The 26,492-nt window shown below is 56.1% G+C and carries 22 protein-coding genes, 1 tRNA gene and 2 pseudogenes; 8 read left to right on the forward strand and 17 right to left on the reverse strand.

The genetic code is table 11. The annotated features are described in order from the left end of the window. Positions 1-242 precede the first annotated feature (242 nt). On the forward strand, positions 243-1,700 hold the full coding sequence (gene pepD / locus AC3WS9_RS17470) for a cytosol nonspecific dipeptidase (RefSeq protein WP_285149849.1): 1,458 nt from the start codon (positions 243-245) through the stop codon (positions 1,698-1,700). 105 nt (positions 1,701-1,805) lie between these two features. On the opposite strand, the gene dinB is transcribed toward pepD, so the two are convergent. Next, a complete protein-coding gene (gene dinB / locus AC3WS9_RS17475; protein ID WP_492489592.1) occupies positions 1,806-2,864 on the reverse strand; it encodes a DNA polymerase IV in 1,059 nt (352 codons plus the stop codon). Positions 2,865-3,139: 275 nt separating this feature from the next. Between dinB and dpaA the strand changes: the two genes are divergently transcribed. Beyond that, the gene (gene dpaA / locus AC3WS9_RS17480; RefSeq protein WP_282492752.1) at positions 3,140-3,880 is read left to right on the forward strand and encodes a peptidoglycan meso-diaminopimelic acid protein amidase; all 741 of its coding nucleotides are present in this window, start codon (positions 3,140-3,142) and stop codon (positions 3,878-3,880) included. Here dpaA and AC3WS9_RS17485 read toward each other — a convergent pair. Together AC3WS9_RS17485 and lpcA are read right to left on the reverse strand one after the other, a co-directional pair. Continuing rightward, on the reverse strand, positions 3,851-4,618 hold the full coding sequence (locus tag AC3WS9_RS17485; RefSeq protein WP_285154680.1) for a class II glutamine amidotransferase: 768 nt from the start codon (positions 4,616-4,618) through the stop codon (positions 3,851-3,853). The genes dpaA and AC3WS9_RS17485 overlap by 30 nt on opposite strands. A 45-nt stretch (positions 4,619-4,663) precedes the next feature. Then, positions 4,664-5,242, reverse strand: a complete 579-nt coding sequence (gene lpcA, locus AC3WS9_RS17490; protein WP_282492754.1) for a D-sedoheptulose 7-phosphate isomerase — start codon at positions 5,240-5,242, stop codon at positions 4,664-4,666. Positions 5,243-5,479: 237 nt separating this feature from the next. Between lpcA and fadE the strand changes: the two genes are divergently transcribed. After that, positions 5,480-7,924 carry an acyl-CoA dehydrogenase FadE gene (gene fadE, locus AC3WS9_RS17495; RefSeq protein ID WP_285145332.1) on the forward strand — a complete coding sequence of 815 codons (2,445 nt, stop codon included), beginning with the start codon at positions 5,480-5,482 and terminating at the stop codon, positions 7,922-7,924. Between the two features lie 107 nt (positions 7,925-8,031). Then, positions 8,032-8,802 carry an amidohydrolase gene (locus tag AC3WS9_RS17500; protein ID WP_282492756.1) on the forward strand — a complete coding sequence of 257 codons (771 nt, stop codon included), beginning with the start codon at positions 8,032-8,034 and terminating at the stop codon, positions 8,800-8,802. A gap of 105 nt (positions 8,803-8,907) precedes the next feature. Here the strand turns inward: AC3WS9_RS17500 and AC3WS9_RS17505 are convergent, their stop codons facing one another. From AC3WS9_RS17505 to dnaQ, 9 genes are all read right to left on the reverse strand, one after another. Beyond that, a complete protein-coding gene (locus AC3WS9_RS17505; RefSeq protein WP_285145373.1) occupies positions 8,908-10,509 on the reverse strand; it encodes a gamma-glutamyltransferase family protein in 1,602 nt (533 codons plus the stop codon). A gap of 9 nt (positions 10,510-10,518) precedes the next feature. Beyond that, positions 10,519-11,394: an ABC transporter permease gene (locus tag AC3WS9_RS17510; RefSeq protein ID WP_100777517.1), complete on the reverse strand. Its 876-nt coding sequence runs from the start codon at positions 11,392-11,394 to the stop codon at positions 10,519-10,521. Positions 11,395-11,396: 2 nt separating this feature from the next. Further along, on the reverse strand, positions 11,397-12,338 hold the full coding sequence (locus AC3WS9_RS17515) for an ABC transporter permease (protein ID WP_095280881.1): 942 nt from the start codon (positions 12,336-12,338) through the stop codon (positions 11,397-11,399). Between the two features lie 21 nt (positions 12,339-12,359). After that, on the reverse strand, positions 12,360-13,874 hold the full coding sequence (locus tag AC3WS9_RS17520) for an ABC transporter substrate-binding protein (RefSeq protein ID WP_282492758.1): 1,515 nt from the start codon (positions 13,872-13,874) through the stop codon (positions 12,360-12,362). Positions 13,875-13,876: 2 nt separating this feature from the next. After that, positions 13,877-14,959 carry an ABC transporter ATP-binding protein gene (locus AC3WS9_RS17525; protein WP_492489596.1) on the reverse strand — a complete coding sequence of 361 codons (1,083 nt, stop codon included), beginning with the start codon at positions 14,957-14,959 and terminating at the stop codon, positions 13,877-13,879. After that, positions 14,956-15,969, reverse strand: a complete 1,014-nt coding sequence (locus AC3WS9_RS17530) for an ABC transporter ATP-binding protein (protein ID WP_492489598.1) — start codon at positions 15,967-15,969, stop codon at positions 14,956-14,958. The genes AC3WS9_RS17525 and AC3WS9_RS17530 overlap by 4 nt, the downstream gene beginning before the upstream one ends. After that, complete coding sequence (locus AC3WS9_RS17535; RefSeq protein WP_282492761.1) at positions 15,966-16,685, reverse strand: FadR/GntR family transcriptional regulator; 720 nt, start codon at positions 16,683-16,685, stop codon at positions 15,966-15,968. The genes AC3WS9_RS17530 and AC3WS9_RS17535 overlap by 4 nt, the downstream gene beginning before the upstream one ends. Before the next feature lie 381 nt (positions 16,686-17,066). Further along, positions 17,067-17,143: transfer RNA gene (locus AC3WS9_RS17540), tRNA-Asp, on the reverse strand. A gap of 130 nt (positions 17,144-17,273) precedes the next feature. Continuing rightward, the gene (gene dnaQ, locus AC3WS9_RS17545; protein WP_282492762.1) at positions 17,274-18,002 is read right to left on the reverse strand and encodes a DNA polymerase III subunit epsilon; all 729 of its coding nucleotides are present in this window, start codon (positions 18,000-18,002) and stop codon (positions 17,274-17,276) included. On the opposite strand from dnaQ, the pseudogene rnhA reads away from it, so the two are divergent. After that, positions 17,956-18,535, forward strand: a pseudogene (gene rnhA, locus AC3WS9_RS17550) (ribonuclease HI). The gene dnaQ and the pseudogene rnhA overlap by 47 nt on opposite strands. Here the strand turns inward: rnhA and AC3WS9_RS17555 are convergent. Further along, positions 18,536-19,252 (reverse strand): class I SAM-dependent methyltransferase, encoded by a 717-nt coding sequence (locus AC3WS9_RS17555; RefSeq protein WP_282492763.1) that lies wholly within the window; start codon positions 19,250-19,252, stop codon positions 18,536-18,538. A gap of 32 nt (positions 19,253-19,284) precedes the next feature. Here AC3WS9_RS17555 and gloB point away from each other — a divergent pair, with 32 nt between their 5' ends. Together gloB and mltD are read left to right on the forward strand one after the other, a co-directional pair. Continuing rightward, on the forward strand, positions 19,285-20,040 hold the full coding sequence (gene gloB / locus AC3WS9_RS17560; protein ID WP_492489601.1) for a hydroxyacylglutathione hydrolase: 756 nt from the start codon (positions 19,285-19,287) through the stop codon (positions 20,038-20,040). Between the two features lie 71 nt (positions 20,041-20,111). Continuing rightward, entirely contained in the window at positions 20,112-21,470 is a 1,359-nt protein-coding gene (mltD, locus tag AC3WS9_RS17565) for a murein transglycosylase D (protein WP_282492765.1), read from the forward strand. Between the two features lie 55 nt (positions 21,471-21,525). Here mltD and AC3WS9_RS17570 read toward each other — a convergent pair whose 3' ends face one another. The 3 genes from AC3WS9_RS17570 to AC3WS9_RS17580 form a co-directional block, all read right to left on the reverse strand. Then, the gene (locus AC3WS9_RS17570) at positions 21,526-22,296 is read right to left on the reverse strand and encodes a class I SAM-dependent methyltransferase (RefSeq protein ID WP_492489604.1); all 771 of its coding nucleotides are present in this window, start codon (positions 22,294-22,296) and stop codon (positions 21,526-21,528) included. 77 nt (positions 22,297-22,373) lie between these two features. Continuing rightward, positions 22,374-23,174, reverse strand: a complete 801-nt coding sequence (locus tag AC3WS9_RS17575; protein ID WP_282492767.1) for an endonuclease/exonuclease/phosphatase family protein — start codon at positions 23,172-23,174, stop codon at positions 22,374-22,376. 138 nt (positions 23,175-23,312) lie between these two features. Further along, positions 23,313-24,488, reverse strand: a complete 1,176-nt coding sequence (locus AC3WS9_RS17580; RefSeq protein ID WP_492489606.1) for an MFS transporter — start codon at positions 24,486-24,488, stop codon at positions 23,313-23,315. A gap of 104 nt (positions 24,489-24,592) precedes the next feature. Here AC3WS9_RS17580 and yafC point away from each other — a divergent pair. Next, positions 24,593-25,506: pseudogene (gene yafC / locus AC3WS9_RS17585) on the forward strand (DNA-binding transcriptional regulator YafC). 21 nt (positions 25,507-25,527) lie between these two features. On the opposite strand, the gene dkgB reads toward yafC, so the two are convergent. Then, positions 25,528-26,331: a 2,5-didehydrogluconate reductase DkgB gene (dkgB, locus tag AC3WS9_RS17590; protein WP_492489608.1), complete on the reverse strand. Its 804-nt coding sequence runs from the start codon at positions 26,329-26,331 to the stop codon at positions 25,528-25,530. Between the last annotated feature and the right edge of the window lie 161 nt (positions 26,332-26,492).

A 26,492-nucleotide genomic window follows, 5' to 3' on the forward strand; every position in this document is an offset into this window, starting at 1 on the left:
TTTATATACGGCTTAAAAAGTGTTCGAAGGGGAAATAGGTTGCGCGAGATTATAGAGATCTGACGCACTAAAAACCAGTGTTAAGCGGCCCAGCGGGGAGTTTTTACTTGCTTTATGCTAGCAGCGGACGGAGAAAGTGGTATTCTCAACCTCATCTCGCAAGCCCGACTTGTGCTGACTATCACCCTGCTAACCCTGTGACCTGCAAGCTTGTTTGCAGCGCCACGACAAGGAGACTTATCGTGTCTGAACTGTCTCAATTATCTCCACAGCCGCTGTGGGATATTTTTGCCAAAATCTGTTCCATTCCTCACCCTTCCTATCACGAAGAACAGCTTGCCGAACATATTATGGGCTGGGCGAAGGAAAAAGGCCTGCACGCGGAGCGTGACCAGGTAGGCAATATTCTGATTCGTAAAGCGGCTACCGCAGGTATGGAAAACCGCAAACCGGTTGTGCTTCAGGCGCACCTGGATATGGTCCCGCAGAAAAACAACGACACCGACCACGACTTCACTAAAGATCCTATTCAGCCGTACATCGACGGCGAATGGGTGAAAGCACGCGGCACGACGCTGGGTGCGGATAACGGTATCGGTATGGCCTCCGCGCTGGCGGTGCTGGCTGACGATAGCGTTGAGCACGGCCCGCTGGAAGTGCTGCTGACCATGACCGAAGAAGCCGGGATGGACGGCGCGTTTGGTCTGCAGGCCAACTGGCTGCAGGCTGATATCCTGATCAACACCGACTCTGAAGAAGAGGGTGAGATCTACATGGGTTGCGCCGGTGGTATTGATTTCATCTCTACCCTGCCGCTGACTCGTGAAGCCATTCCTGCTGGTTTCCAGACCTTCAAGCTGACGCTGAAAGGGCTGAAAGGCGGCCACTCCGGTGGTGATATCCATTTGGGTCTGGGCAACGCCAACAAACTGCTGGCGCGCTTCCTGGCCGGTCACGCGGCCGAGCTGGATCTGCGTCTGGTCGACTTCAACGGCGGTACGCTGCGTAACGCGATCCCACGTGAAGCCTTCGCGACCGTGGCGGTCCCGGCAAATAAAGCCGACGAGCTGAAAAACCTGGCGAACGTCTACCTGGATATCCTGAAAAACGAACTGTCGATCAAAGAGAAAAACCTGACCGTGGTTCTGGAATCCGTCACCAGCGATAAAGCCGCGCTGACGACTCAGTCTCGCGACAGCTTTGTCCAGCTGCTGAACGCCACGCCAAACGGCGTGATCCGCAACTCTGACGTGGCGAAAGGCGTGGTGGAAACCTCCCTGAACGTCGGCGTGGTGACCATGACTGACGACAGCGCAGAAATCATCTGCCTGATCCGTTCGCTTATCGATAGCGGTAAAGAGTATGTGGTGAGCATGCTGGAATCTCTGGGCAAACTGTCTGGCGCGAAAACCTCCGCCAAGGGCAGCTACCCGGGCTGGCAGCCAGACGCGACCTCTCCGGTCATGGCGCTGGTGCGTGAAACCTATCAGCGTCTGTTCAACAGCACGCCGAACATTCAGGTGATCCACGCGGGTCTGGAGTGCGGTCTGTTCAAGAAACCGTACCCGGATATGGACATGGTCTCCATTGGGCCGACCATTACTGGTCCGCACTCTCCGGACGAGCAGGTGCATATCGAAAGCGTGGGCCACTACTGGACGCTGCTGACCGAACTGCTGAAATCGATTCCGGCTAAGTAAGTTGCTAGTGGGGATGGGTGCGGTCTGATGCCCTCACCCCAACCCTCTCCCACGGGAGAGGGAGCTAAACGTAGGCCCGGTAAGCGTTAGCGCCACCGGGCTTTTTTACAGTCCCAGCACCAGCTGCCGCTCCAGCTGCGGGTCCAACAGCGTGACGTGCAACCCCACCAGCCTCACTCCCCTTCCCCCTCGACGCTCCTGCCAGGCTTTCTTGGCCGTTGCAATCAGATCGTCTTTATTCAGGCGCGGCCAGACGTGCTCCTGGGTGGTTTGCTGGAAGTCGTTAAACTTGAGTTTCACCCCCTGACGGGCAATTAGCAGGTCGGGTTTGACCTTCGCCAGCCGTCGTTCCAGCTCGGGATAGAGCTGCTCGACAATAATAGTTTCGCAGTCGTTCCACTCATGAATATCTTCCGCCAGGGTGCGTTCCACCCCCACGGATTTACGCAGGCGCTCGCTATTAATACTGCGCTCATCGATCCCCTGACTGCGCTCCCACAGCACCCGGCCAAACTTGCCAAAGCGTTTGAGGAGCATCGCCAGATCGCTGTTCTGCACGTCTTCACTGGTGCGCAGGCCGAGCGTCTCCAGTTTGGCGGCAGAAACTTTACCGACGCCGGGGATTTTGCCCAGCGGCAGCGTTTTCAAAAACGCCGGAACCTCATCGGGAGTGATGACATACTGCCCGTCCGGCTTGTTGAGATCTGAGGCAATTTTGGCGAGGAATTTGACCGGGGCGATGCCCGCGGAGGCCGTTAAGTTCAGCTCGTTAAAAATGGTCTGGCGGATCTCCTGCGCCATCAGCGTGGCCGAGCCGTGGCAGTGCACGCTGTCCGTGACGTCGAGATAGGCTTCGTCGAGGGAGAGCGGTTCGATGAGCGACGTATAGCGGGAGAAAATTTCGCGGATGTGGATCGAGGCCTCTTTATAGGCATCGAAGCGACCGGGCAAAAGAATCAGATGCGGGCAGAGTTTGAGGGCCATCGCCGTTGGCATGGCGCTGCGCACGCCAAATTTGCGCGCCGGATAGTTGGCGGTGCTGATCACGCCACGCTTAACGCGGCTGCCGCCAATAGCGATGGGGACATCCCGCAGCGCCGGATTATCACGCATCTCCACTGCGGCAAAAAAGCAGTCCATATCGACATGGATTATTTTGCGCATACTCAACCCTCACCTTTCACTGGATAAGTATACAGTTAAAGAATCAGAATTGAAAAGTATCACCATGTTCACATCACATACAATTTCGCAAAGTTCCTGGATTCAAACGCCGCCGGATAAGTTATAAATGCCAACTAATTTGTAAACTCATTAGTTCACTCTTGCGAAAAAATGCAGCGATGCTAATGTGAGCGCTCCTAATCCAGAGTATTCTGATTTCGGGTCTCTTTTGCCGTCCTGGCAAGTTGGTTTGGCTTTATCAAGGAACTTGTAGTATGCGTAAAATCGCATTGTTCATTGCGATGCTTCTGATCCCGTGTGTCTCGTTTGCAGGGCTGCTTGGCAGCAACAGCTCAACCACACCGGTCAGCAAAGAATATAAACAGCAATTAATGGGATCACCAGTTTATATTCAGATCTTCAAGGAAGAACGCACGCTCGATCTATTTGTCAAAATGGGCGAGACATATCAACTGCTTGATAGCTACAAAATCTGTAACTATTCCGGTGGCCTCGGCCCGAAACAACGTCAGGGTGATTTTAAAAGTCCTGAAGGTTTCTACACCGTTCAACGCAATCAGCTCAAACCCGACAGCCGCTTCTATAAAGCTATCAACATCGGCTTCCCGAACGCTTACGATCGGGCGCATGGTTACGAAGGTAAATACCTGATGATTCACGGTGCCTGCGTGTCCATTGGCTGCTACGCCATGACGGACAGCGGTATTGATGAGATTTTCCAGTTTGTCACCGGCGCGTTAGTCTTCGGCCAGTCGGGTGTTCAGGTCAGCATCTATCCGTTCCGCATGACCGATGCCAACATGGAGCGTCATAAGTACTCAACCTACGCGGATTTCTGGAAACAGCTGAAACCGGGGTATGACTACTTCCAGCAGACGCACAAACCGCCGACCGTCTCGGTCGCGGATGGTCGCTACATCGTCAGCAAACCGCTGAGTCATGAAGTCGTCCACCCGCAGCTGGCGTCAAACTACGCGGTTCCCGAGACAAAATAACGCCCACTCGCCTGGCATAATCTTTTGCCAGGTTTCATTCCCCGTCAGGGGCTGAGTGGCGATAACCGTGACCACATCGTCAGGTGTGGTTTCGGTTTGAAAATCAATTTCCACATCCTGATCCAGCAGCTTGGCCACACCAAAGGGCGCGCGTCGCGTGATCCAGAACAGATTAGTCGAGCAGAACGCCATCACGTAACGCCCATCCGACAGCAGCATATTAAACACGCCCTTCTCACGCAGCTCGCGGGCCAAAGTGCCGATGTATTTAAACACTGCCTCCATGTTGCCCGGCGTGCGCGGATAACGCTCCGTCAGCTTGTGCAGTAACCAGCAAAAGGCCTTCTCGCTGTCGGTTTCGCCCACCGGACGGAAATTCCCCGTCTCAAGCGATTTATACCCGGTCAGCTGCCCGTTATGGGCGTAGGTCCAGTTGCGGCCCCACAGCTCACGGGTAAACGGATGGGTATTTTCCAGCGCCACTTCGCCGCGGTTTGCCTGACGAATATGGGCGATCACCGAACGAGATTTTATCGGATAATCCTGCACCAGGCGGGCGATGGGAGAGTTGAAGCTGGGTTGCGGATCTTTGAACGTGCGACAGCCTTTGCCTTCGTAGAAGGTAATGCCCCAGCCGTCTTTATGCGGCCCGGTTCCTCCACCGCGCTGCACCAGCCCGGTGAAACTAAAGCAGATATCGGTTGGCACATTGGCGCTCATCCCGAGCAATTCGCACATACTTCACCTCCACAACAGCGGGGGCAAAATGCCCCCAGCGAAGACTTACTTAACCATCTCTTTTTCGATCAGCTGGATCAGGATATGGATCACTTTGATGTGAATTTCCTGAATACGGTCAGCATAACCAAAATGCGGCACACGGATTTCGATATCCGAGGTTCCCGCCATTTTGCCGCCATCTTTGCCGGTCAGGGTGATGACTTTCATCCCCTTCTCACGCGCGGCTTCAATCGCTTTGATCACGTTACCGGAGTTACCGGAGGTCGAGATGCCCAGCAGAACATCGCCTTCACGGCCTACCGCTTCAACGTAGCGCGAGAAAATATGATCGTAACCAAAGTCGTTACCCACGCAGGAGATGTGGCTCACGTCAGAAATCGCAATCGCCGGGTAGCCCGGACGGTTTTCGCGATAGCGACCGGTCAACTCTTCCGCGAAGTGCATGGCGTCGCAGTGGGAGCCGCCGTTACCGCAGGAAAGCACTTTGCCGCCAGCTTTGAAGCTGTCTGCCAGCAGAACCGCCGCACGCTGAATCGCGTGAATATTGGCTTCATCTTTCAGAAAGTTAGCCAGCGTTTCCGCAGCTTCGTTCAGTTCGTTACGAATAAGATCCTGGTACATGAGGATAATCCTTCAGTATTGATGAATAACAAACGGAGTGTACCGGATAGCAGTAAAACCGAGAAGCTAAAGCCATGCAAATCCTCCGGCGTTTTGATGATTCGTGCCTGCGAAAACCCGAACAATGTGAACCAGGTTGTAATTATTTTGTGAATGCATTGCTAAAAGAAATAACATCCACTACAACCATATCATCACAAGTGGTCAGACCTCCTACAAGCAAGGGAGCTTTTCTTTATGATGATTTTGAGCATTATCGCAACCGTTGTACTGCTCGGTGTGTTGTTCTATCACCGCGTAAGTTTAGTTCTGAGTAGCCTGATTCTGCTGGCCTGGACTGCCGCGCTTGGCCTCGCGGGTCTGTGGAATATCTGGCTTGTCCTGCCGCTGGCCATCATTCTGCTGCCGTTTAACGTCCCGGCGATGCGTAAGTCAATGATTTCTGCCCCGGTGTTCCGCGGCTTCCGTAAAGTGATGCCGCCGATGTCACGCACGGAAAAAGAGGCGATCGACGCGGGCACCACCTGGTGGGAAGGCGATCTGTTCCAGGGCAACCCGGACTGGAAAAAGCTGCATAACTACCCGCAGCCGCGCCTCACCGCCGAAGAACAAGCCTTTATTGATGGGCCGGTAGAAGAAGCGTGCCGCATGGCCAACGACTTCGAGATCACCCATGAAATGGCCGATCTGCCTCCTGAACTGTGGGCGTACCTGAAAGAGCATCGCTTCTTCGCGATGATCATCAAGAAAGAGTACGGCGGCCTGGAGTTTTCCGCTTACGCTCAGGCTCGCGTGCTGCAAAAACTGGCTGGCGTGTCAGGCATTCTGGCGATCACCGTCGGCGTACCTAACTCATTAGGCCCGGGTGAGCTGCTGCAACACTACGGCACCGAAGAGCAAAAAGATCACTATCTGCCGCGCCTGGCGCGTGGTCAGGAAATCCCGTGCTTCGCGCTGACAAGCCCCGAAGCGGGTTCAGATGCCGGTGCGATCCCGGATACCGGCGTCGTCTGTATGGGCGAGTGGCAGGGCCAGCAGGTGCTGGGCATGCGCCTTACCTGGAACAAGCGTTACATTACGCTGGCCCCTATCGCCACCGTACTGGGCCTGGCGTTCAAACTCTCTGACCCGGACAGACTGCTGGGCGACGAGGAAGATCTGGGCATCACCTGTGCGCTGATCCCGACCTCTACCCCAGGTGTTGAAATCGGTCGTCGTCACTTCCCGCTGAACGTGCCGTTCCAGAACGGCCCGACCCGCGGCCAAGATATCTTTGTGCCGATTGATTACATCATCGGCGGCCCGAAAATGGCCGGTCAGGGCTGGCGTATGCTGGTGGAATGTCTGTCGGTCGGTCGTGGCATTACCCTGCCATCGAACTCTACCGGTGGCCTGAAATCCGTCGCGATGGGGATTGGTGCTTACGCCCATATCCGCCGTCAGTTCAAAATCTCCATCGGTAAGATGGAAGGGATCGAAGAGCCACTGGCACGTATCGCAGGCAACGCCTATGTGATGGACGCCGCTGCGTCGCTGATCACTTACGGCATCATGCTCGGCGAAAAACCGGCCGTGCTCTCGGCTATCGTGAAATATCACTGCACCCACCGCGCACAGCAGTCAATTATTGATGCGATGGATATTGCCGGCGGTAAAGGCATTATGCTCGGCGAAGGCAACTTCCTGGCGCGCGGCTATCAGGGCGCACCGATTGCCATCACCGTGGAAGGCGCAAACATTCTGACCCGTAGCATGATGATCTTCGGCCAGGGCGCGATTCGCTGCCATCCGTATGTACTGGAAGAGATGGCGGCGGCGCAAAACAACGATGTCGATGCGTTCGATAAACTGCTGTTCAAACACATCGGCCACGTCGGCAGCAACAAAATGCGCAGCTTCTGGCTGGGCCTGACGCGCGGTCTCACCAGCTCGACGCCAACGGGCGATGCGACCAAACGTTACTACCAGCATCTGAACCGCCTGAGTGCGAACCTGGCGCTGCTGTCAGATGTGTCGATGGCCGTCCTGGGCGGTAGCCTGAAGCGTCGCGAGCGTATCTCTGCGCGTCTGGGCGATGTTTTGAGCCAGGTGTTCCTCGCCTCTGCGGTTCTGAAACGTTACGACGATGAAGGCCGTCATGAAGCGGATCTGCCGCTGGTCCACTGGGGCGTGCAGGATGCCCTGTACCAGGCAGAGCAGGCGATTGACGATCTGCTGGCGAACTTCCCGAACCGCTTTGTGGCAGGCGCTCTGCGCGCGGTCATCTTCCCGACCGGTCGTCACCACCTGGCACCGTCCGATATTCTGGATCACAAAGTGGCGAAGATCCTGCAGGTGCCAAGCGCGACCCGCTCCCGTATCGGTCGTGGTCAGTACCTGAAACCGACGCCGCATAACCCGGTCGGTCTGCTGGAAGAGGCGCTGCTGGACGTGATGGCCGCCGATCCGATTCACCAGAAAATCTGTAAACAGCTGGGCAAAAACCTGCCGTTTACCCGCCTGGACGAACTGGCGAAACAGGCGCTGGCAGGTGGCATCATCGACCAGAATGAAGCCGCAGTGCTGGTGAAAGCGGAAGAGAGCCGTCTGCGCAGCATCAACGTGGATGATTTCGAGCACGACGAGCTGGCGACTAAGCCGGTAAAGCTGCCGGAGAAAGTCCGCAAACCTGAAGCGGCGTAAACGAAACGCTTCCACAAACCCCGCCGCGTGCGGGGTTTTTTATTGCCACATTTTCTCTTTTTCCCGTGCTACAGTGTCAAAAAGCCGTCTTTCGAGGAGTCCTGATTGTGCCTGGTCTGAAGATTACCCTTTTACAGCAACCCCTGGTGTGGATGGACGGTCCCGCCAACCTGCGCCATTTTGATCGCCAGCTCGAAGAGATCGCCGGACGCGACGTGATTGTCCTGCCGGAAATGTTCACCACCGGATTCGCCATGGAGGCGGCAAAGCAGTCCCTGCCGCAGGAGGAAGTGGTCGCCTGGATGCACAGCAAGGCGCAGCAAACCAACGCGCTCGTCGCCGGAAGCGCCGCGCTGCAGACCGAGCGCGGCCCGGTGAACCGTTTCCTGCTGGTCGAGCCGGACGGCACGCTGCACTTCTACGACAAACGCCACCTGTTCCGCATGGCCGATGAGCATCATCACTACGAAGCCGGGAACGAGCGCGTGGTGTTTGAGTGGCGCGGCTGGCGCATACTGCCGCTGGTCTGCTACGACCTGCGCTTCCCGGTCTGGTCCCGCAACCGCAACGATTACGATCTGGCGCTGTACGTCGCCAACTGGCCTGCGCCGCGCTCGCTGCACTGGCAGGCGCTGCTGGTGGCGCGCGCGATTGAGAATCAGGCTTACGTGGTAGGGTGTAACCGCGTGGGAACGGATGGCAACGGGCATCACTATCGCGGCGACAGCCGGGTGGTGAATCCGCAGGGAGAAATTATTGCGACCGCCGAGCCACATCAGGCGACGCGGATTGACGCGGAGCTGTCGTTGACGGCGTTGAAAGAGTACCGCGAGAAGTTTCCGGCGTGGCAGGATGCGGATCCGTTTAGCATTGGGTGAAAAAAAGCCGGGTGGCGGCTACGCCTTACCCGGCCTACATCTGTTTTCGCATCTGTTTTCGTAGGCCCGGTAAGCGCAGCGCCACCGGGCTCCAGACCGCACGGTTTAACTCACTAACGCCTGCCCGTCTTTGCGGCTTTCGGTCGCGGCGACGTAATGCCCTTCCGGCATGCGATAGATCACCTGCGCACCACCAAAGTTGTAATCCTGCAGCGGATCTTCCACCACGATCTGATGCCCGCGTTCACGCAGCGCCGCAATGGTGTTGCGATCAAAGGTCGATTCGACGATCACCTCCCGACCCTGCACCACGCGCCAGCGCGGGGCGTCGATCGCCGCCTGCGGGTTTTGCCCATGCAGCATAATGCGCAGCGCCATCTGCATATGCCCCTGCGCCTGCATTGGCCCGCCCATCACGCCAAACGACATCAGCGGTTTGCCCTGCCCGTCCATCGCAAAGCCTGGAATGATCGTGTGGAACGGACGCTTGCTGCCCGCCAGCGCATTCGGGTGTTTTGGATCCAGCACGAAGCCGCAGCCACGGTTTTGCAGGCTGATCCCCGTATCCGGGACCACCACGCCTGAACCAAAGCCCATAAAGTTGGACTGAATAAAGGAGATCATCATTCCGCTGGAATCGGCAGCAGAGAGATACACCGTCCCGCTCTGCGTTGGCGCGCCGTAGGTGAAATCAGACGCCTTATCCTGGTCGATCAGCGCCGCGCGCGACTTCAGATAGCGATCGCTCAGCAGCTCTTTCGCCGCAAACTCCATATGCTCTTCGTCGGCGACGTAGCGGTCGAGATCCGCCAGCGCCAGTTTCATCGCTTCGATCGACAGATGCAGGGACTGCACAGAATCCGGATGATGTTTTTCGATCCCGCACTGCTCGAGAATACCGAGCGCGATCAGCGTGGCGATCCCCTGCCCGTTTGGCGGCAGCTCCTGCACCGAACCGCCGGCGAAATCACGCGATAGCAATTCCACCCAGTCTACGCGATGGTTAGCCAGATCTTCTGCCGTCAGATGCGCGCCATGCTCTTTGGCAAAGGCGGCAATTTTCTGCGCCAGTTCGCCGCGATAGAAGGCTTCGCCGTTGGTTTTGGCAATCAGCTCCAGAGAATTTGCCTGCGCCGGGTTACGGAAGATCTCCCCGATGCGCGGCGCGCGCCCTTCTGGCGCAAAGCAGGCGCTGAAGCCCGGCTGATCTTTCAGTTTGGTAAACCCGCGCTGCCACAGATGACCGATCAGCGGCGATACCGGGAAACCGTTGCGCGCGTATTCAATGGCCGGCTGCGCAAGGGTCGTCAGGGGCAGCGTGCCAAAACGCTCGGCCAGCGCCACCCAGCCAGAGACGGCTCCCGGTACGGTGACCGCGTCCCAGCCCAGCTCGGGCACGGCGGTTTGGCCCGCATACAGATCCGCATGCCAGCTGGCAGGCGAACGGCCTGACGCGTTCAGACCGTGCAGCTTTTCCCCGTCCCAGATAATCGCAAAGGCGTCGCTGCCGATGCCGCAGCCCGTCGGCTCCACTACTGTGAGTGCCATCGCCGTGGCGATCGCGGCGTCAACGGCGTTGCCGCCCAGCTGTAACATCCGCATCCCGGCCTGCGCCGCCAGCGGCTGCGAGGTGGCCACCGCGTTGTGCCCCATCATTGGCGGGCGTCGTGAATCGTAACCGGTCGTAAAATCAAGCGCTTTGGTCATCATGACTCCTTAGTCGTGGCGCGGATCGAGCGCATCGCGCAGCCCGTCACCGAGTAAATTAAAGCCCTGTACCGCGAGGAAAATGGCGATACCGGGGAAAACAGACATCCATGGCGCCTGTTCCAGAAAACCTTTTGCCGTATTGAGCATCGAGCCCCAGGAAGGGTTCGGCGGCTGCTGGCCAAGACCGAGAAACGACAGGCTGGCCTCGGCGATAATGGCGGAGGCAATCGCCAGCGTGGCTTGTACCAGAATCGGTGACATCACGTTAGGCAGAACGTACTTCACGATGATCCAGCGATCCGGCAGGCCAATCGCCTTCGCCCCGTCGATGTACTCTTCGTTGCGAATGGCGATCACCTGGCCGCGCGTCAGACGTGCGAAGATCGGCATCGCCGACAGCCCGATGGCGATCATCGCGTTGGTGAGACTTGGGCCTAAAAACGCCCCCAGCGCGATCGCCATGATCAGGAACGGGCAGGCCAGCAGCGCCTCGATAAAGCGCGAGATCACTCCGTCCCAAATCCCCTGAAAGTAACCGGCCACCAGCCCGAGCGGGACGCCGATCACCACGGCGATCACCACGGACATGCACCCGGCCATCAGGGAGGTTCGTGCTCCCCAGACGATGCGCGAGAGAATGTCGCGCCCCAGTTCATCGGTGCCAAACCAGTAGAGTTCTGACGGCGGCTTACGCACCGCCAGGAAGTTGGCTTTCACCGGGTCAAAGGGTGCCAGCCAGGGAGCGATCAGGGCGATTAATACAAAGATGCCGACAATCACCGCGCCGATGACCGCGCTTTTGTTGGCGAGAAATTTCTTCAGCACCCGGTTTTGCGCGCGCGGCAGCGCCGGTACCACGGTTTGGGTCGTCAGTTCTGCCATGATTAGCCTCGCATTTTCGGGTTGATGAGGACGTAGAGCACGTCCGCCAGCAGGTTCAGCATCAGGAAGCCAATCGCGACGATCAGCACCACGCCCTGCACCACCGCGTAGTCACGGTTAAACACGGAATCGACGATCATTTTGCCAAAGCCCGGAATGGTGAAGACTTGCTCGGTCAGCACCGCACCGCCCAGCAGTTCGCCAAACAGCAACGTCGTGAGTGTGATCACCGGCACCAGCGCGTTGCGAAACGCGTGCTTAAGGATCACCGCTTTCGGCAGCAGCCCTTTTGCCCGCGCGGTGCGGATGTAATCGGCTTTCAGCACGGCGATCATCGAGGCGCGCGTGTGGCGCATCAGCGTCGCCGCCAGCCCGGTGCCGAGCACCGACGCGGGCAGCAGCAGCGTGCGCAGGTTTTGCAGCGGATCTTCGCTGAACGGCACGTAGCCCGAAGCGGGCAGCCACTGTAAGTTCACCGAGAAGACCAGAATCAGCAGGATCCCCAGCCAGAAGTGCGGTATCGAGATCCCGGAGATCGCCACAAAGTTAGCGCTGTGATCCACCCAGCTGTTTTTATTCACCGCCGCGAGGATCCCCATGCTGATGCCGAAGACCAGCGCGATGATCATCGCCAGCAGCGACAGCTCCATCGTCACCGGCAGTTTGCTGGCAATCAGCGACGTAACGGGCTCATGAGTGCGTAAAGAGACACCGAGATCGCCCTGCAGCGCGCGCGTCAGCCAGTCAAAATATTGCACCGGCAGGGGCGCATCGAGATTCAGTTCTGCGCGCAGCTGAGCAATCACCGCCGGATCGCGCTCTTCCCCCGCCATCGCAATCAGCGGGTCGCCGGGCAGCAGTTTTTGCAGCCCGAAGACCATCATGCTCACCAGCAGTAAGGTCGGGATCGCCAGCAGCAGGCGTTTGCAAATCAGTTCCAGCATGGTTTCTCCTCACGCCCTCAGTTACTTAGCAAGCGACAAGCCCGCCAGACGCACGATGCCGTCCGGATACGGTTTGAAGCCTTGCACGCTCTTGTTCAGACCAAAAATGCGCGGCTCAAAGTAGAGATAAGCAATCGGCATATCGGTTTGCAGCTGCTTCACGACCTTGTCGTACAGCGGCTGACGGGCGGCGGGATCGGTGCTCAGACGCGCCTGGGTCAGCCATTCGTCGACCTGCGCATTGCTGTAGCGACCGTCGTTGAGATTGCCTTTGCTGTTGATGAAACCAAAGATGCTGCCATCCGGATCCGGACGACCGGACCAGCCGGAGAAGCTCAGCTGATAGTCGCCGCTCTGCTGACGGTCGAGCAGCGTGGCGAATTCGGTCATCTGCAGATTGAGGTTAATACCCGCTTCCGCCGTCATCGCCTGCAGCACCTGGCCCACCTGCTGTGAGGTTGGGTTGTTCGGCACCAGCAGATTGACGTTCAGCGGCCCGTTGATGCCCGCTTCTTTCAATAACGCTTTGGCTTTTTCTACGTCACGCGCCGGAACCGGGACGTTAACGTGATACGGGCTGACCGGGGAGAACGCCTGGTTTGCCGGGGTGTACAGACCTTCGAACACCACCTGGTTCAGCGCCTCGCGGTCGATCGCCAGGGAGAAGGCTTCGCGCACGCGTGCGTCTTTAAACGGATCGTTAGCCGGAACTTTGCCGTTATTGATGTTGAAGGTGATGCCCTGATAGCCAAGGCCGGTGACTTTCGCCAGCGCCAGCTTGCTGTCCGCTTCGACGGTTTTCACGTCGCTGGCGGCGATGCCTTCCGTCAGATCCAGATCGCCCGCGCGCAGGTTAGCCAGGCGCACGGAGGCGTCCGGGATCGGCAGATAGATGATTTTGTCGAAATGGTAGGCGTCTTTGTTCCAGTAGTTGTCGAAACGACTCAGAACGATGCGGTCCTGAGAGACGCGGCTGTCAAATTTGTACGGACCGGAGCAGACCGGATGGGCGGCGAAATCCGGCTTTTTAGCCGCTTCCGGGGCCATCATCGCGCCCGCGCGGTCGGTGAGCTGCATCAGCAGCGCCGCATCCGGGGTTTTCAGGTGGATGGCGATTTGCGTCGGGCTTTTCACTTCCACCGATTCGACGGAGGAGATTTCACTTTTACGCAGGGAGCCTTTCAGCGTCAGGGCGCGTTCGAGGTTGTATTTTGCCGCTTCGGCATCGAATTTTTCGCCGTCGTGAAAAGTCACCCCTTCACGCAGATTCATGGTCAGAGTTTTGTTGTCGTCGCTCCAGGACCAGTCTTTTGCCAGGCCCGGCACGACTTTCAGGTTTTCATCCACGTCCACCAGCCTGTCGCACAGGGAGGCAAAGACGAAACGCCCGTAATAGGTACGCGCCAGATGGGGATCGAGCATGTCCGGATCCGCACCGAGGCCGATTCGCAGAACACTTTCCGAGTGCGCGGGGATCGCCGCGCCCAACAACATAACACTTCCCAGTACGGTCAAAAGAGAATTACGCATTGTCATTATCATGAGTTCCTTGCTGGAAGAGACGAGAGTGATGCCGCATGTTCAAACAGCGCGCGGCGGCGCAAAAAGGCGGCGGATGGCGGTGCAATCTGGATAACACTGCGATCGCGGTTGATCTCCTGCCAGCGGTGGCAAGCGACCTGACGTCCGCCGTCCAGAACCTGAGCGATGGGCTCGACCTGGCGGCATTCATCTGTGACGTACGGACAGCGGGTGTGGAACCGACATCCGGAGGGCGGATTCGCCGGATTCGGTAAGTCGCCCTGCAGCAGTGGGGTTTCACGCTGCATGCCCGGCTGCATTTGCGGCGCAGAGACAATCAGCGCCTGGGTGTACGGGTGCAGCGGCGCGTCAAAGATTTCATCGACGGTCGCCAGCTCGACAATCTGGCCGAGATACATCACCGCCACGCGGTCGCTCATGTGGCGGATCACCGCCAGACCGTGGGCGACGATGACCATCGTCAGCCCCAGCTGGTGCTTCAGGCTTTCCAGCAGGTTCACCACCTGCGCCTGAACGGAGACGTCCAGCGCCGAAACCGGTTCATCGCCCAGCAAAAGCTTTGGCCCGGAGGCCAGGGCGCGCGCGATGCCGATACGCTGACGCTGCCCGCCGGAAAATTCGTGCGGATAACGCCCGGCCCAGGCGGCTGGCAGACCGACGGTTTTCAGCAGCTCCGCCACGCGATACTGGCGGTCGGCTTTTTTCATATTCTGGTGTAGCCACAGGGGTTCGCCGACGATCTGCTCCACGGTCATGCGCGGGTTGAGCGAGGCAAAGGGGTCCTGGAAGATAATCTGCAGCTCACGACGGAGCTGGTTCAGGCGCGAACCGGACGCATGGGTAATCTCTTCGCCCTGATAAAATACGCGCCCTTCACTGGCCGCCAGTAGGCGGAGCAGCAACCGCCCGAGGGTGGATTTCCCGGAACCAGACTCGCCGACGATCGCCAGGGTTTCTCCGGGCATCACGGCCAGTGACACCCGGTCGACGGCCGTGACAAAACGGGCCGGAGCAAAGAGCTTTTTCGGGCCGGGGAAGAGTTTGCTCAGGTCGCGAGCTTCAAGGATCGGGGTGGTCATGCTATTTCTCCCAGCGCAATGTGTTGCTCAAGCGGTACGCGGAAACAGGCCACCTGATGGCCCGCACTCATGGTGTGAAGCTGCGGCTTTTCATCGTGGCAGCGCGTCTGGGCGAACGGACAGCGGGTGGCAAAACGGCAACCCTGCGGCATGGATTCAGGCAGCGGGACGCTGCCGGGGATCGTCGACAGCTGGCCTTTACGCGCGCCAAGGGACGGGATAGATCCCATCAGGCCGATGGTGTAAGGGTGCTGCGGATCGGCAAAGATACTCTCGACGCTGCCCTGCTCCACCACCTGACCGGCATACATCACCGCCACCTGCTGGGCGACTTCCGCCACCACGCCCAGATCGTGGGTGATCATCAGCACGGCGGTGCCGGTTTCGGCTTTTAAGGTATTCAGCAACGTCAGGATTTGCGCCTGAATGGTGACGTCCAGCGCCGTGGTCGGTTCGTCGGCAATCAGCAGACGCGGGCGGTTGATCAGCGCCATCGCAATCATCACGCGCTGGCGCATCCCGCCGGAGAGCTGATGCGGGTAAGATTTGAGACGCATCTCCGGGGCCGGGATTTGCACTTTTTCCAGGATCTGCAGCGCCACCTTCATGGCCTCGGCTTTCGACATTTTCTGGTGGCGAATCACCGCTTCGCTAAGCTGATCGCCCAGCGTGAACGCCGGATTAAGCGACGTCATCGGCTCCTGAAAAATCATCGCCAGTTCGCTACCGCGCACATCGGCGTATTCCCGCGGAGAGAGCTTGCGCAGGTCGTGACGGCGGAACTGCATTTCACCGCTGACGATTTGCGCGCTGGAGGGCAGCAGCCCCATCAGCGCCAGCGAGGTGATACTTTTTCCGCAGCCAGACTCGCCCACCAGCGCCAGCGTTTCACCGGATTTGACGGTCAGGGATATGCCGTCGAGCACGCTCACCGGCGACCCGGCGAATTTCACATTCAGATTGTGCAGGCGAAGGACCGGCGCTGCCTCCTTAAAAGGGATCGTCGTCATAACAGGGAATCATCCTCAAGGTTGATGGCCTGAATCAGGGCAGTTTGCAGGGTGAGCAGATGTTCGCGCATGGCGGCGGCTGCTTCATTGGGCTGGCGATGGATAATCGCGGTCATGATTTTGTGGTGGTGGTCGTTGTAGCTGTCGACGCGCTCCGGCGTTCGCGCCAGCTCACGCAGATGCTGCCAGCCGGGCTCGCGCCGGACGGCATCAATGGCGTCGAACAAGCCCAGCATCAGGCGGTTGCCTGCGGCTTCGGCAATGGCGCGGTGAAAGGCGCTGTCCCACAGTTCGTTCAGATCGCGGTCATCCGGGCTGACCTTATCGATGCGTTCCAGCATGCGCTGCATCAGCGCGAGGTTTTCCCTGGTGGCACGCAGTGCCGCAAGACGGGCTAAGCCGGGTTCGAGCTGCAGGCGGGCTTCCATCACTTCCAGCAGGTTGGTCTGTTGCACCAGCCCCTGAAGCGCCAGAGGTTCAACCGGCGCAGCGGGGCCAATAAAAGTGCCTTTCCCCTGCTTACGCCAGATGCGTCCCTCTTCTTCCAGCACGTCCAGCGCACGGCGGACTTCGCGTCGCCCTACGCCGAGTGTTTCCGACAGCTCACGTTCCGTGGGCAGCGGAATGCCTGGTGTTGACTCGTGCTGATTGATTAGACCGCGCAGCTGCTCAAGCGCGGTGCTGGAATTAGCCAGAAACCGTGACGGTTTTTCCATATTGGTTCGCCTGCTCTCATCATTGCTTTATTTTTATTAACAATAAGTTATTGATATAGATAACGTCTTATTGCGCATAGAGTTAAGCAATTCCTGAACCAATAAATCATTGGTTCAGGAACTTTCTGGAAAACGATAAGTAAGCTAATGATTCTTGAGAGATTATTTTTACAAGATTGTTACAAGCGGAAATGCTTTAAGGGGAGGGAGAGACTAAATTTGCACAATTTAAGTGCAACAAACGCACCAAAACTGAACAATTGTTAATTAATTGCACTGTGGATATTAACTTTTTGTTAACTAAGAATGAGGGCGTGATAAGAATTGCAGGAGGCTGAAATGACGAAAGCCTGAATCATTTCTGATTCAGGCTTTCTAATGTGGCGGAACGGACGGGACTCGAACCCGCGACCCCCTGCGTGACAGGCAGGTATTCTAACCGACTGAACTACCGCTCCGCATTGTTCCCTTGGGAACGAGGCAAATATTACGGTTTGGTTCCGATCCCGTCAACGCTTTTTCTCAACTTTTGAATCAGTTGCTGCAAAATTCGCCCACACGGTGATTTTTGCAGCATTACAGGGCACATTACGCGCGCCAGAGGCAGCTGCCGCCTTTCTTCTGCACGATATCCAGACGCGATTCGTGCGCGGCAACCTCTTCATCGCTGGCTAAAATGACCCGCAGGCGGCTCGCTTGACGCACCACACGCTGAATACTCGTATCACCCGCCTGGCGGGTATCGTTTTCGTTGCTAAAGGCCATCGACGTCTGACCGCCCGTCATGGTCAGATACACATCAGCCAGAATCTGGGCATCGAGCAGTGCGCCGTGCAGCGTACGCTTGGTGTTATCTATTTCGTAACGCGAGCATAAGGCATCGAGGCTGTTACGCTTGCCGGGGAACATTTTCCTCGCCAGCGCCAGGCTATCGGTGACTTTACAGAAGGTGTTGGTTTTCGGGATATCGCGGTTGAGCTTGCTGAACTCATAGTCCATAAAGCCGATATCGAACGACGCGTTATGGATGACGAGCTCTGCCCCACGAATGTAGTCCATGAACTCATCAGCAACCTCGGCGAAGGTCGGTTTATCCAGCAAAAACTCATCGGCAATTCCGTGAACGCCGAACGCTTCCGGGTCCACCAGCCGATCGGGCTTCAGGTAAACGTGGAAGTTATTGCCGGTGAGACGGCGGTTGATCACTTCAACGGCACCGATCTCAATGATCTTGTGTCCTTCGTAGTGCGCGCCAATCTGGTTCATACCGGTGGTTTCGGTATCGAGGACGATCTGTCGTGTAATTGCAGTGCTCATATCGGTCATTTATGTCAGACTCGTCGTTTTACTGATCATTTTCAAATACAGGAAGTCTACCAGAGATGACTAAGCAGGTAGAAATTTTCACCGATGGATCTTGCCTCGGGAATCCAGGGCCGGGCGGCTATGGCGCCATTTTGCGTTACCGTGAGCATGAGAAGACTTTTAATGAAGGCTTTCGTCTGACCACCAACAACCGTATGGAGCTGATGGCTGCCATCGTTGCGCTGGAAGCATTAAAAGAAGATTGCGATATCGTGATCAGCACCGACAGCCAGTATGTGCGTCAGGGCATCACCCAGTGGATCCACAACTGGAAAAAGCGTGGCTGGAAAACGGCCGATAAGAAACCGGTCAAGAATGTCGATCTCTGGAAACGTCTGGACGCGGCGCTGAGCCATCACACTATTAAGTGGGAGTGGGTGAAAGGCCACGCGGGACATCCGGAAAACGAACGTTGTGACGTTCTGGCACGCGAAGCGGCGATGAACCCGATCCACGACGACGTGGGTTATCAGCCGGAATCCTGATCAGGGCTTACGGTACTGTCGCGTCGCACCCACGGTCTGACGGATGTGTGCTTTTGATTTGCTCTGCTTCATCGGGTTGAGCGTAAGAGGAACCGTTCGCTTACGCGCCACGATGAGCTGCATGCATCCGAGTGCTGGCAGATGGGTTGTCAGCATTTTCCCGCCCTTCCCCGCCCAGGGTAAAACCTGGAAGCCGCTGTAATACATCACTTCGAAATTCAGCAATGACAGCCAGTCGAGTTGACGGGTGAAGGTAAACATGCGGCTATTATAAGGTGGCGTGCGACGTAAAACCGGCACCAGCTTGCGCAGCCCCATCAGGCTTATCGGGTTGAAACCGCTGAGCACAAGCCAGCCGTCATCGATCAACACGCGATCCGCTTCACGCAGCAAACGGTGCGGATCGGTACACCAGGGCAAGGTGTGGGCCATCAGACAGGCATCGACAGATTTCTCAGCGAATGGCAAATGGAGCGGATCGGCTTTAACCTGAAGGGGATGGCCGTTGAGTGACACATTCACCTGGTGAGAGATGGCGCAGCTTTCCGAGTTGATTTCCGCGCTGAGGTTGCCAATCTTAAGCAGATGAAAACCATACATTTTGGCAAACCAGGGATTGAGCTGGCGCTCGAGCGCCTCGCGATAGTATTCACCCCATCGCAACTGGGACCAGTGTTCTGGTGCTGAGACAATCTGAGGTATCCTTGCCGGCTTCATCAACACACCCGTTACGTTATGAGAGGTAATTTATGAATCTTATCAGCATTCCCGCGTTTCAGGACAACTACATCTGGGTTTTAGTGGACGACGATCGGCGCTGCATTATTGTCGACCCAGGTGAAGCTGCGCCAGTTTTAACGGCGATTGAGGAAAACGGCTGGCAACCTGAGGCCATTTTGCTAACTCACCATCATAACGATCACGTTGGCGGCGTTCCGGCTCTGCGGGCTAAATTTCCTCATTTAGTGGTATATGGCCCCGAGGAGACACAAGATAAAGGAACCACGCGGGTAGTCGAAGATGGCGAAAAAATCCTCATACTGGGATGCGATTTTTCTGTATTTGCCACACCAGGTCACACTTCCGGACACATTTCTTTCTTCAGTTTCCCTTATCTTTTCTGCGGAGACACAATGTTCTCCGGCGGCTGCGGAAGACTGTTCGAAGGCACACCAACCCAGATGTATCAATCCTTCCAGAAAATTAATGCCCTTCCTGACGAGACGCTTATTTGTTGCGCGCATGAGTATACATTAGCAAATATGAAGTTTGCTTTGAGCATCCTGCCACAGGATCCTGCGATTCAGGATTATTACCACAAAGTGAATGAGTTACGGGTAAAAAAACAAAATACACTGCCCGTAATTCTGAAAAATGAGCGCAAAATAAATTTATTTTTGAGAACCGATGACGTTGATTTAATTAATAAAATCAACAAAGAAACAAATTTGCAACAACCTGAAGAACGTTTTGCATGGTTACGGTCAAAGAAAGATAACTTCTGACAATTGCGGGTTGCCTTTTAAAAAATTCGCCGTTATCATCGCTCGTCTTTTAAGCAACTATTGACACACACATGAAGGCAAAAGCGATATTACTCGCCTCTGTCCTGCTCGCGGGGTGCCAGAATACTGGTAACGTTCAGCAGCACGCACAGAGCCTTTCTGCAGCTGGTCAAGGGGAAGCAGGGAAGTTTACAAGTCAGGCGCGCTGGATGGACGATGGGACATCATTCGCGCAGGAACAGGACTTGTGGGCCTCCATTAGCGACGAGCTGAAGATGGGAATTCCGGAAAACAACCGGATTCGCGATCAGAAACAGAAGTATTTAAGTAATAAGAGCTATCTCCACGATGTAACTTTACGGGCAGAGCCGTATATGTACTGGATAGCAGGGCAAGTTAAGAAACGTAACATGCCTATGGAACTGGTACTACTACCCATAGTGGAGAGCGCTTTTGACCCGCACGCGACGTCTGGCGCCAATGCCGCAGGCATTTGGCAGATCATACCGAGCACAGGGCGCAATTATGGATTGAAACAGACTCGCGGCTACGATGCGCGTCGGGATGTGGTCGCTTCAACGACTGCGGCTCTCGACATGATGCAACGTCTGAATAAGATGTTTGACGGTGACTGGTTATTAACGGTCGCAGCGTATAACAGCGGCGAAGGTCGTGTACTGAAGGCAATGAAAGCGAACAAGGCGCGTGGTAAACCCACCGATTTTTGGTCCCTCTCATTGCCACAGGAAACCAAGCTTTACGTACCGAAGATGCTGGCTTTGAGCGATATTCTCAAGAACAGCAAACGTTATGGCGTCAAGCTGCCAACGTCTGACGAAAGTCGCGCGCTGGCCAGAGTGAGCCTCAGCAGCCCGGTTGATATGAAACAGGTTGCTGATATGACGGGTATGTCGGTGCAGAAGCTGAAGACCTTCAATGCAGGCGTGAAAGGCTCAACGCTGGGTGCCAATGGGCCTCAGTACGTACTGGTGCCGCAGAAGCATGCTGCGCAGCTACGTGAGTCGCTGGCATCCGGTGAAATCGCTGCCGTTCAGTCAACGCTGATCGCAGACGCTTCATCCGTCAGCAGCCGCAGCTATAAGGTTCGCTCAGGCGACACCATTTCAGGCATTGCATCACGTCTCGGCGTGAGCACGAAAGATCTGCAGCAGTGGAATAATCTGCGCGGTTCAAACCTGAAAGTGGGCCAGAACCTGACGGTTGGCGCAGGTAGCAGCGCGCAGCGTCTCGCCCGCAACAGCGATAGCATTACCTATCGCGTACGCAAAGGTGATTCGCTGTCCAGTATCGCGAAAACGCACGGCGTGAACATCAAAGATGTGATGCGCTGGAACGACGATACGGCCAATCTGCAGCCAGGCGATCAGCTGACACTGTTTGTGAAAAACAGCATCACGCCAGATTCCTGACAGCCAGTCCGATAAAAAAAGGCACCGATTCCCCCGGTGCCTTTTTTGTTTGTGCTTATCCCGCTTTTTGCGCTTCGGCCAGAATCGTATCGCTGGTAAAAGACCCCTCTTCCTGCAATTCAAAGTACGCCTTCACTTCTGCCGAGGCACTCTCCTGATACAAACGAATCGCCTGGCTTAACGCCTCCGGTGTACGCATCCGTGCAATCCACGAGGAGAATTCGAGTGGCAGGCGGTCGGTTACCAGCGAGCGAGAGATTAAGCCGGCCTCGGTGATCATCGCGAACCATTCACCACTGGAATAATTGCGAACGTGTGACGTATCGCGCAGGGCTTCGACCGTTTGCAGCCAGATATCGCGCACCGGGTTTCCCGGCGACATGATATCCATAATGATAAAAATCCCGCCCGGCTTCAGCACACGCTTGATTTCGCGTAATGCCTGGCCCACGTCGTGCCAGTGATGCGCCGAGTAGCGGCTGATCACAATCTCAAAGGATTCATCGTCAAACGGCAGTGATTCGGCGTAGCCCTGTCGGGTCGAAATATTATTCAGCCCTTTGTCTCTCGCAGCCTGGGTGACAACATCCAGCATCTGACCAGACAGATCGTAGGCCGTGACCTGCGCGACATGCTGCGCGGCGACAAAGCTGGCATGCCCTGCTCCACAGCCTAAATCGAGAACCTGCGCGTGCGGGAAAGCGGCCAGTCGCTCGCCAAGACGCACCAGATCGCGGCCAGAAGCGTGTACCGCGCTGGTCAGATAGGCGTTTGCCTGAGAGCCGAACTGTTTTTCTACGTTGTCATGATGGGATTGTGTTGTCATCGTACTGTCCTTTGGTTGTGAGAAAAATAAAGGGCAGTACCTGCGCAGGCCTGCCCGACGGCAGACCTGACGCACCATTACTTATCAGGTTTGCCGGGACTGAATTCGACTAGTAGTGGGTTGTGATCGGAGGCGCGCGTGACCAGCACAGAGGCTTCGTGCACGTTCAGACCACGGTAGAAGACAAAATCGAGCGGGCGACCAAAGGCTTTACGCCGCTGGTCGTCGGTAAAGCGCACTTCGCGCAGGGACATCTCACGCGCAAAGCGATACAGGGCATTCATACGCGGACGACTCCAGGCATTGAAATCCCCCGCCATAATAATCGGCCCACTGTGATGCGCGATCTGATCGCCAATGGGAAGTAACTGCTTACTATAGACATCTACACCCAGACTGAAATTCACGGCGTGAATGTTCACCACCATCAGCAGGCGAGTATCCGGCAACGGATAGACGGTCACCAGTGCCGATTTTGCCAGTCGCAAAATGGGTTCGCGTTCACGCAGCGGGCAGCAATAAACCGGGTGCGCGGCGGAGAGCGTCATGACGCCAGATGGGTGTTGGGGTAAAACGAAAGCGGGAACCTGGTCGGCGGCCAGATAGTTAGTGGTTGCGAACCGGACCAGTTCAGGCGTGGTTTGCGCCTCCTGCAACAGCACCAGATGCGCATCCTTACCAAAATTCTTCAGGACGGATAACCATTCTGCGCGCTGCTGCTTGAAGATGTTCCACACCAGCACGCGAATTTTGTCATCGCTGCTTAAGGGTGCGCCAGCGGGCAATGCCTGGCCAAGACTCGCAAACGAACCCGGAGGCAAAATTCTCTCCGCAGGCTGTCCGGCAATATAGCGCATGGCATAGGTATTTTTTCGCACTTTTGGAAACGACCTCTATAGCATTGAACCAGCCCGGAAAACGGACTGGTTCTACTGTTATAGGGATTTTAGGTCACACTTTCAACGCAATTACTCATAAACCTCTGTCTGGTTTTGTAAGCAAGCGCTAACTCATGCTTAACCCAGGGCAACGCGAGACGGTTTATCCAGACGACCGCTCAGGCCAATCAGCAGGAAGGCAGCCAGAACGATCACCGCACCAATCCACGGCGTCTGCGCTAAACCAAAGTGCTCAACCGTTTGCCCGCCGATAATGGAACCCAGCGCGATGCCCACATTAAACGCCGCGATGTTGAGACCAGAGGCGACGTCTACGGCGTTAGGCGTGTACAACTCGGCCTTCTGCACGACATAGACCTGCAGACCCGGTACGTTCCCGAAGGCAAAGATCCCCATCACCAGGATGGTTCCCAGGGCCGCGTACTGCATGGAGGCGGTAAACTGGAACACCATCAGCAACACTACCAGAGCCGCAAAGATGAATTTCAACGCGGGTACAGCACCGTGTTTATCGGCGAGTTTCCCACCCCAGATGTTACCGATCGCCACAGAGACGCCGTATCCCAGCAAGATCCAGCTCACCGCGCTCGGCGAGAATCCGGCCAGATCCTGCATCATCGGGGCCAGGAAGGTGAACGCTGTGAACACACCGCCGTAACCCAGAGCTGTGATGGCATAGATGATCAGCAGGCGAGGATGGGTCAGGACTTTCACCTGGTCGCGAAGACTGGCACTCGCACGGCCCGGAATATTCGACGGGACCAGGATCGCGCTGGCAACCAGGGCGATGACCCCCAGCAATGAGACGGCCAGGAAGGTTTCACGCCAGCCGAAATGCTGTCCGATAAAGGTCCCCAGCGGAACGCCAGTCACCAGTGCAACCGTTAAACCGCCGAACATAATGGCGATGGCAGATGCCGCTTTCTCTTTAGGTACCAGGCTGGTTGCGATGGTTGAACCAATGGAGAAGAACACGCCGTGCGCGAGGCCGGTCAGCAGACGGGCAATCACCAGCGTGGTGTAGTCCGGGGCCTGCCAGGCCAGAATATTACCGGCAGTGAACAGCACCATCAGCGCCATCAACAGCTGTTTGCGCGGAAAACGGCCGGTCAGTGCGGTCAAAACCGGCGCGCCAATCGCAACACCCAGCGCATAAATAGAGACCAGCAAACCGGCAGAAGGTAAAGAGATGGAAAGTTGATCGGCAATCGTAGGAACCAGACCTACGATGACAAATTCGGTCGTGCCGATTGCGAAGGCACTGATCGTCAGGGCCAGAAGCGCCAGTGGCATAAAATACTCCGTGTCATCAGGATTAAGATGACACGAAGTATGCGCCAGTGTTTAAATAACAAAAATGGTCAAAATCTCAATAGAATTTTGCAGGTGGTGCAACAATGAAAGCAACCTCAGAAGAGCTGGCAATCTTCGTGGCCGTGGTGGAAAGCGGGAGTTTTAGCCGCGCTGCGGAGCAACTGGGACAGGCCAATTCGGCAATAAGCCGCTCCGTCAAAAAGCTGGAAATGAAGCTCGGGGTGAGTTTGCTGAACCGGACAACGCGCCAGCTCAGCCTGACGGAGGAAGGAGAGCGCTATTTCCGTCGCGTGCAGTCGATTTTGCAGGAGATGGCCGCAGCAGAAACCGAGATCATGGAAACGCGGAGTACACCGCGTGGACTTTTGCGTATCGATGCAGCGACGCCCGTCGTATTGCATTTCCTGATGCCGCTGGTGAAACCCTTCCGGGAACGCTATCCCGAGATGACGCTGTCGCTTGTCTCTTCTGAAACCTTCATCAATTTGATTGAGCGTAAAGTGGACGTGGCGATCCGCGCCGGAACGCTGACTGATTCCAGCCTGCGTGCCCGTCCGCTGTTTACCAGCTACCGTAAAATCATCGCCTCTCCCGATTACATTGCTCAGTATGGAAAGCCGGAAACGGTAGAAGATCTGAAAAATCATCTTTGCCTGGGCTTCACCGAACCGTTATCGCTGAATACCTGGCCGATTGCCTGCAGCGACGGTCAGCTTCATGAGATTACCAGTGGGTTGTCTTCTAACAGTGGTGAGACACTGAAACAGCTTTGCCTCAGCGGGAATGGGATCGCCTGCCTGTCTGACTATATGATTAATAAAGAAATAGCGCGGGGTGAACTGGTCGAGTTGATGGAGGATAAACGGCTGCCGGTAGAGATGCCGTTCAGTGCGGTGTATTACAGCGATCGCGCCGTCAGTACCCGGATTCGGGCGTTTATCGACTTTCTGAGCGACCATATAAAACAGCTCCCGAAGGAGCTGTGAGAGGGTTTTGAGGCTACAGAGGGTGGATTGAATTAATCCCAGTCTGGCGCTAAGCCTTCCGGGCTCACCAGGCGATCGTTGCAATCCAGTGCGGCGATCGCTTTTTTATCTTCATCGTCCAGCTGGAGATCCAACGCCAGCAGATTACTCGCCAGGTTTTCACGTTTCGTGGAAGATGGGATCACGGCATAACCCTCTCCCATCGCCCACCCCAGGATAACCTGCGCAGCCGTTGCATTGTGCTTATCAGCAATACCCGCAATCACTCCATCTTGCAGCGCCTTGCCGTAAGCCAGCGTCATGTAAGACGTGATGTGAATGCCGTGATCTTTTGCCCAGTCAACCACTTTGCGGTTTTGCAGATAAGGGGAAAGCTCAATTTGATTTGTCGCAATGTTTTCTGCGCCAACGGCGGCAATCGCCTTTTCCATCAATGGGATAGTGAAGTTGGAGATCCCGATTTTGCGCGTCAAACCTTGCTCTTTGGCTTCCAGCAGCGCCTGCATGAACTCTTCAACAGACACCGCATCACCTGGAGAAGGCCAGTGGATCAGCGTCAGATCGACATAGTCAGTCCGCAGCTTTTCCAGACTCTCTTTCAGACTTGGGATCAATTTGTCTTTGCTGAGGTTTTCAGTCCAGATCTTTGTCGTGATGAATAATTCTTTGCGCGGTACACCACTTTCTTCAATCGCCTGACCTACAGCACCTTCGTTGCCATAGATTTGAGCCGTATCAACGGCGCGATAGCCTAACTCAAGCGCGGTTTTGACAGATGCGATGACAACGTCGTCTTTAAGGCGGAAGGTGCCGAGACCGAATGCAGGGATAGTCATAATTCCTCTTTAATCATAGTGTTCGTTAACTGAGGATGATTATCGCGTGTTATCGGTATGTTGAAAAAGGGCGAAAAATGCAGAGGATTTTTGCGTTTGCAGCAATAATTAAATTGTAGACAAGAAAAAGCCCTGAGCGTTAGCTCAGGGCTTCTTAATAA

This window comes from Lelliottia sp. EB106-05-01-XG201 (assembly GCF_058791735.1).

What these genes read in the sequence shown, in the direction of transcription:
- dinB (WP_492489592.1), bottom strand. Translation starts at nt 2,864, where the DNA reads ATGCGCAAAATAATCCATGTCGATATGGACTGCTTTTTTGCCGCAGTG.
- dpaA (WP_282492752.1), top strand. Translation starts at nt 3,140, where the DNA reads ATGCGTAAAATCGCATTGTTCATTGCGATGCTTCTGATCCCGTGTGTC.
- AC3WS9_RS17485 (WP_285154680.1), bottom strand. Translation starts at nt 4,618, where the DNA reads ATGTGCGAATTGCTCGGGATGAGCGCCAATGTGCCAACCGATATCTGC.
- lpcA (WP_282492754.1), bottom strand. Translation starts at nt 5,242, where the DNA reads ATGTACCAGGATCTTATTCGTAACGAACTGAACGAAGCTGCGGAAACG.
- fadE (WP_285145332.1), top strand. Translation starts at nt 5,480, where the DNA reads ATGATGATTTTGAGCATTATCGCAACCGTTGTACTGCTCGGTGTGTTG.
- AC3WS9_RS17505 (WP_285145373.1), bottom strand. Translation starts at nt 10,509, where the DNA reads ATGACCAAAGCGCTTGATTTTACGACCGGTTACGATTCACGACGCCCG.
- AC3WS9_RS17510 (WP_100777517.1), bottom strand. Translation starts at nt 11,394, where the DNA reads ATGGCAGAACTGACGACCCAAACCGTGGTACCGGCGCTGCCGCGCGCG.
- AC3WS9_RS17515 (WP_095280881.1), bottom strand. Translation starts at nt 12,338, where the DNA reads ATGCTGGAACTGATTTGCAAACGCCTGCTGCTGGCGATCCCGACCTTA.
- AC3WS9_RS17520 (WP_282492758.1), bottom strand. Translation starts at nt 13,874, where the DNA reads ATGACAATGCGTAATTCTCTTTTGACCGTACTGGGAAGTGTTATGTTG.
- AC3WS9_RS17525 (WP_492489596.1), bottom strand. Translation starts at nt 14,959, where the DNA reads ATGACCACCCCGATCCTTGAAGCTCGCGACCTGAGCAAACTCTTCCCC.
- AC3WS9_RS17530 (WP_492489598.1), bottom strand. Translation starts at nt 15,969, where the DNA reads ATGACGACGATCCCTTTTAAGGAGGCAGCGCCGGTCCTTCGCCTGCAC.
- AC3WS9_RS17535 (WP_282492761.1), bottom strand. Translation starts at nt 16,685, where the DNA reads ATGGAAAAACCGTCACGGTTTCTGGCTAATTCCAGCACCGCGCTTGAG.
- dnaQ (WP_282492762.1), bottom strand. Translation starts at nt 18,002, where the DNA reads ATGAGCACTGCAATTACACGACAGATCGTCCTCGATACCGAAACCACC.
- AC3WS9_RS17555 (WP_282492763.1), bottom strand. Translation starts at nt 19,252, where the DNA reads ATGAAGCCGGCAAGGATACCTCAGATTGTCTCAGCACCAGAACACTGG.
- gloB (WP_492489601.1), top strand. Translation starts at nt 19,285, where the DNA reads ATGAATCTTATCAGCATTCCCGCGTTTCAGGACAACTACATCTGGGTT.
- mltD (WP_282492765.1), top strand. Translation starts at nt 20,112, where the DNA reads ATGAAGGCAAAAGCGATATTACTCGCCTCTGTCCTGCTCGCGGGGTGC.
- AC3WS9_RS17570 (WP_492489604.1), bottom strand. Translation starts at nt 22,296, where the DNA reads ATGACAACACAATCCCATCATGACAACGTAGAAAAACAGTTCGGCTCT.
- AC3WS9_RS17580 (WP_492489606.1), bottom strand. Translation starts at nt 24,488, where the DNA reads ATGCCACTGGCGCTTCTGGCCCTGACGATCAGTGCCTTCGCAATCGGC.
- dkgB (WP_492489608.1), bottom strand. Translation starts at nt 26,331, where the DNA reads ATGACTATCCCTGCATTCGGTCTCGGCACCTTCCGCCTTAAAGACGAC.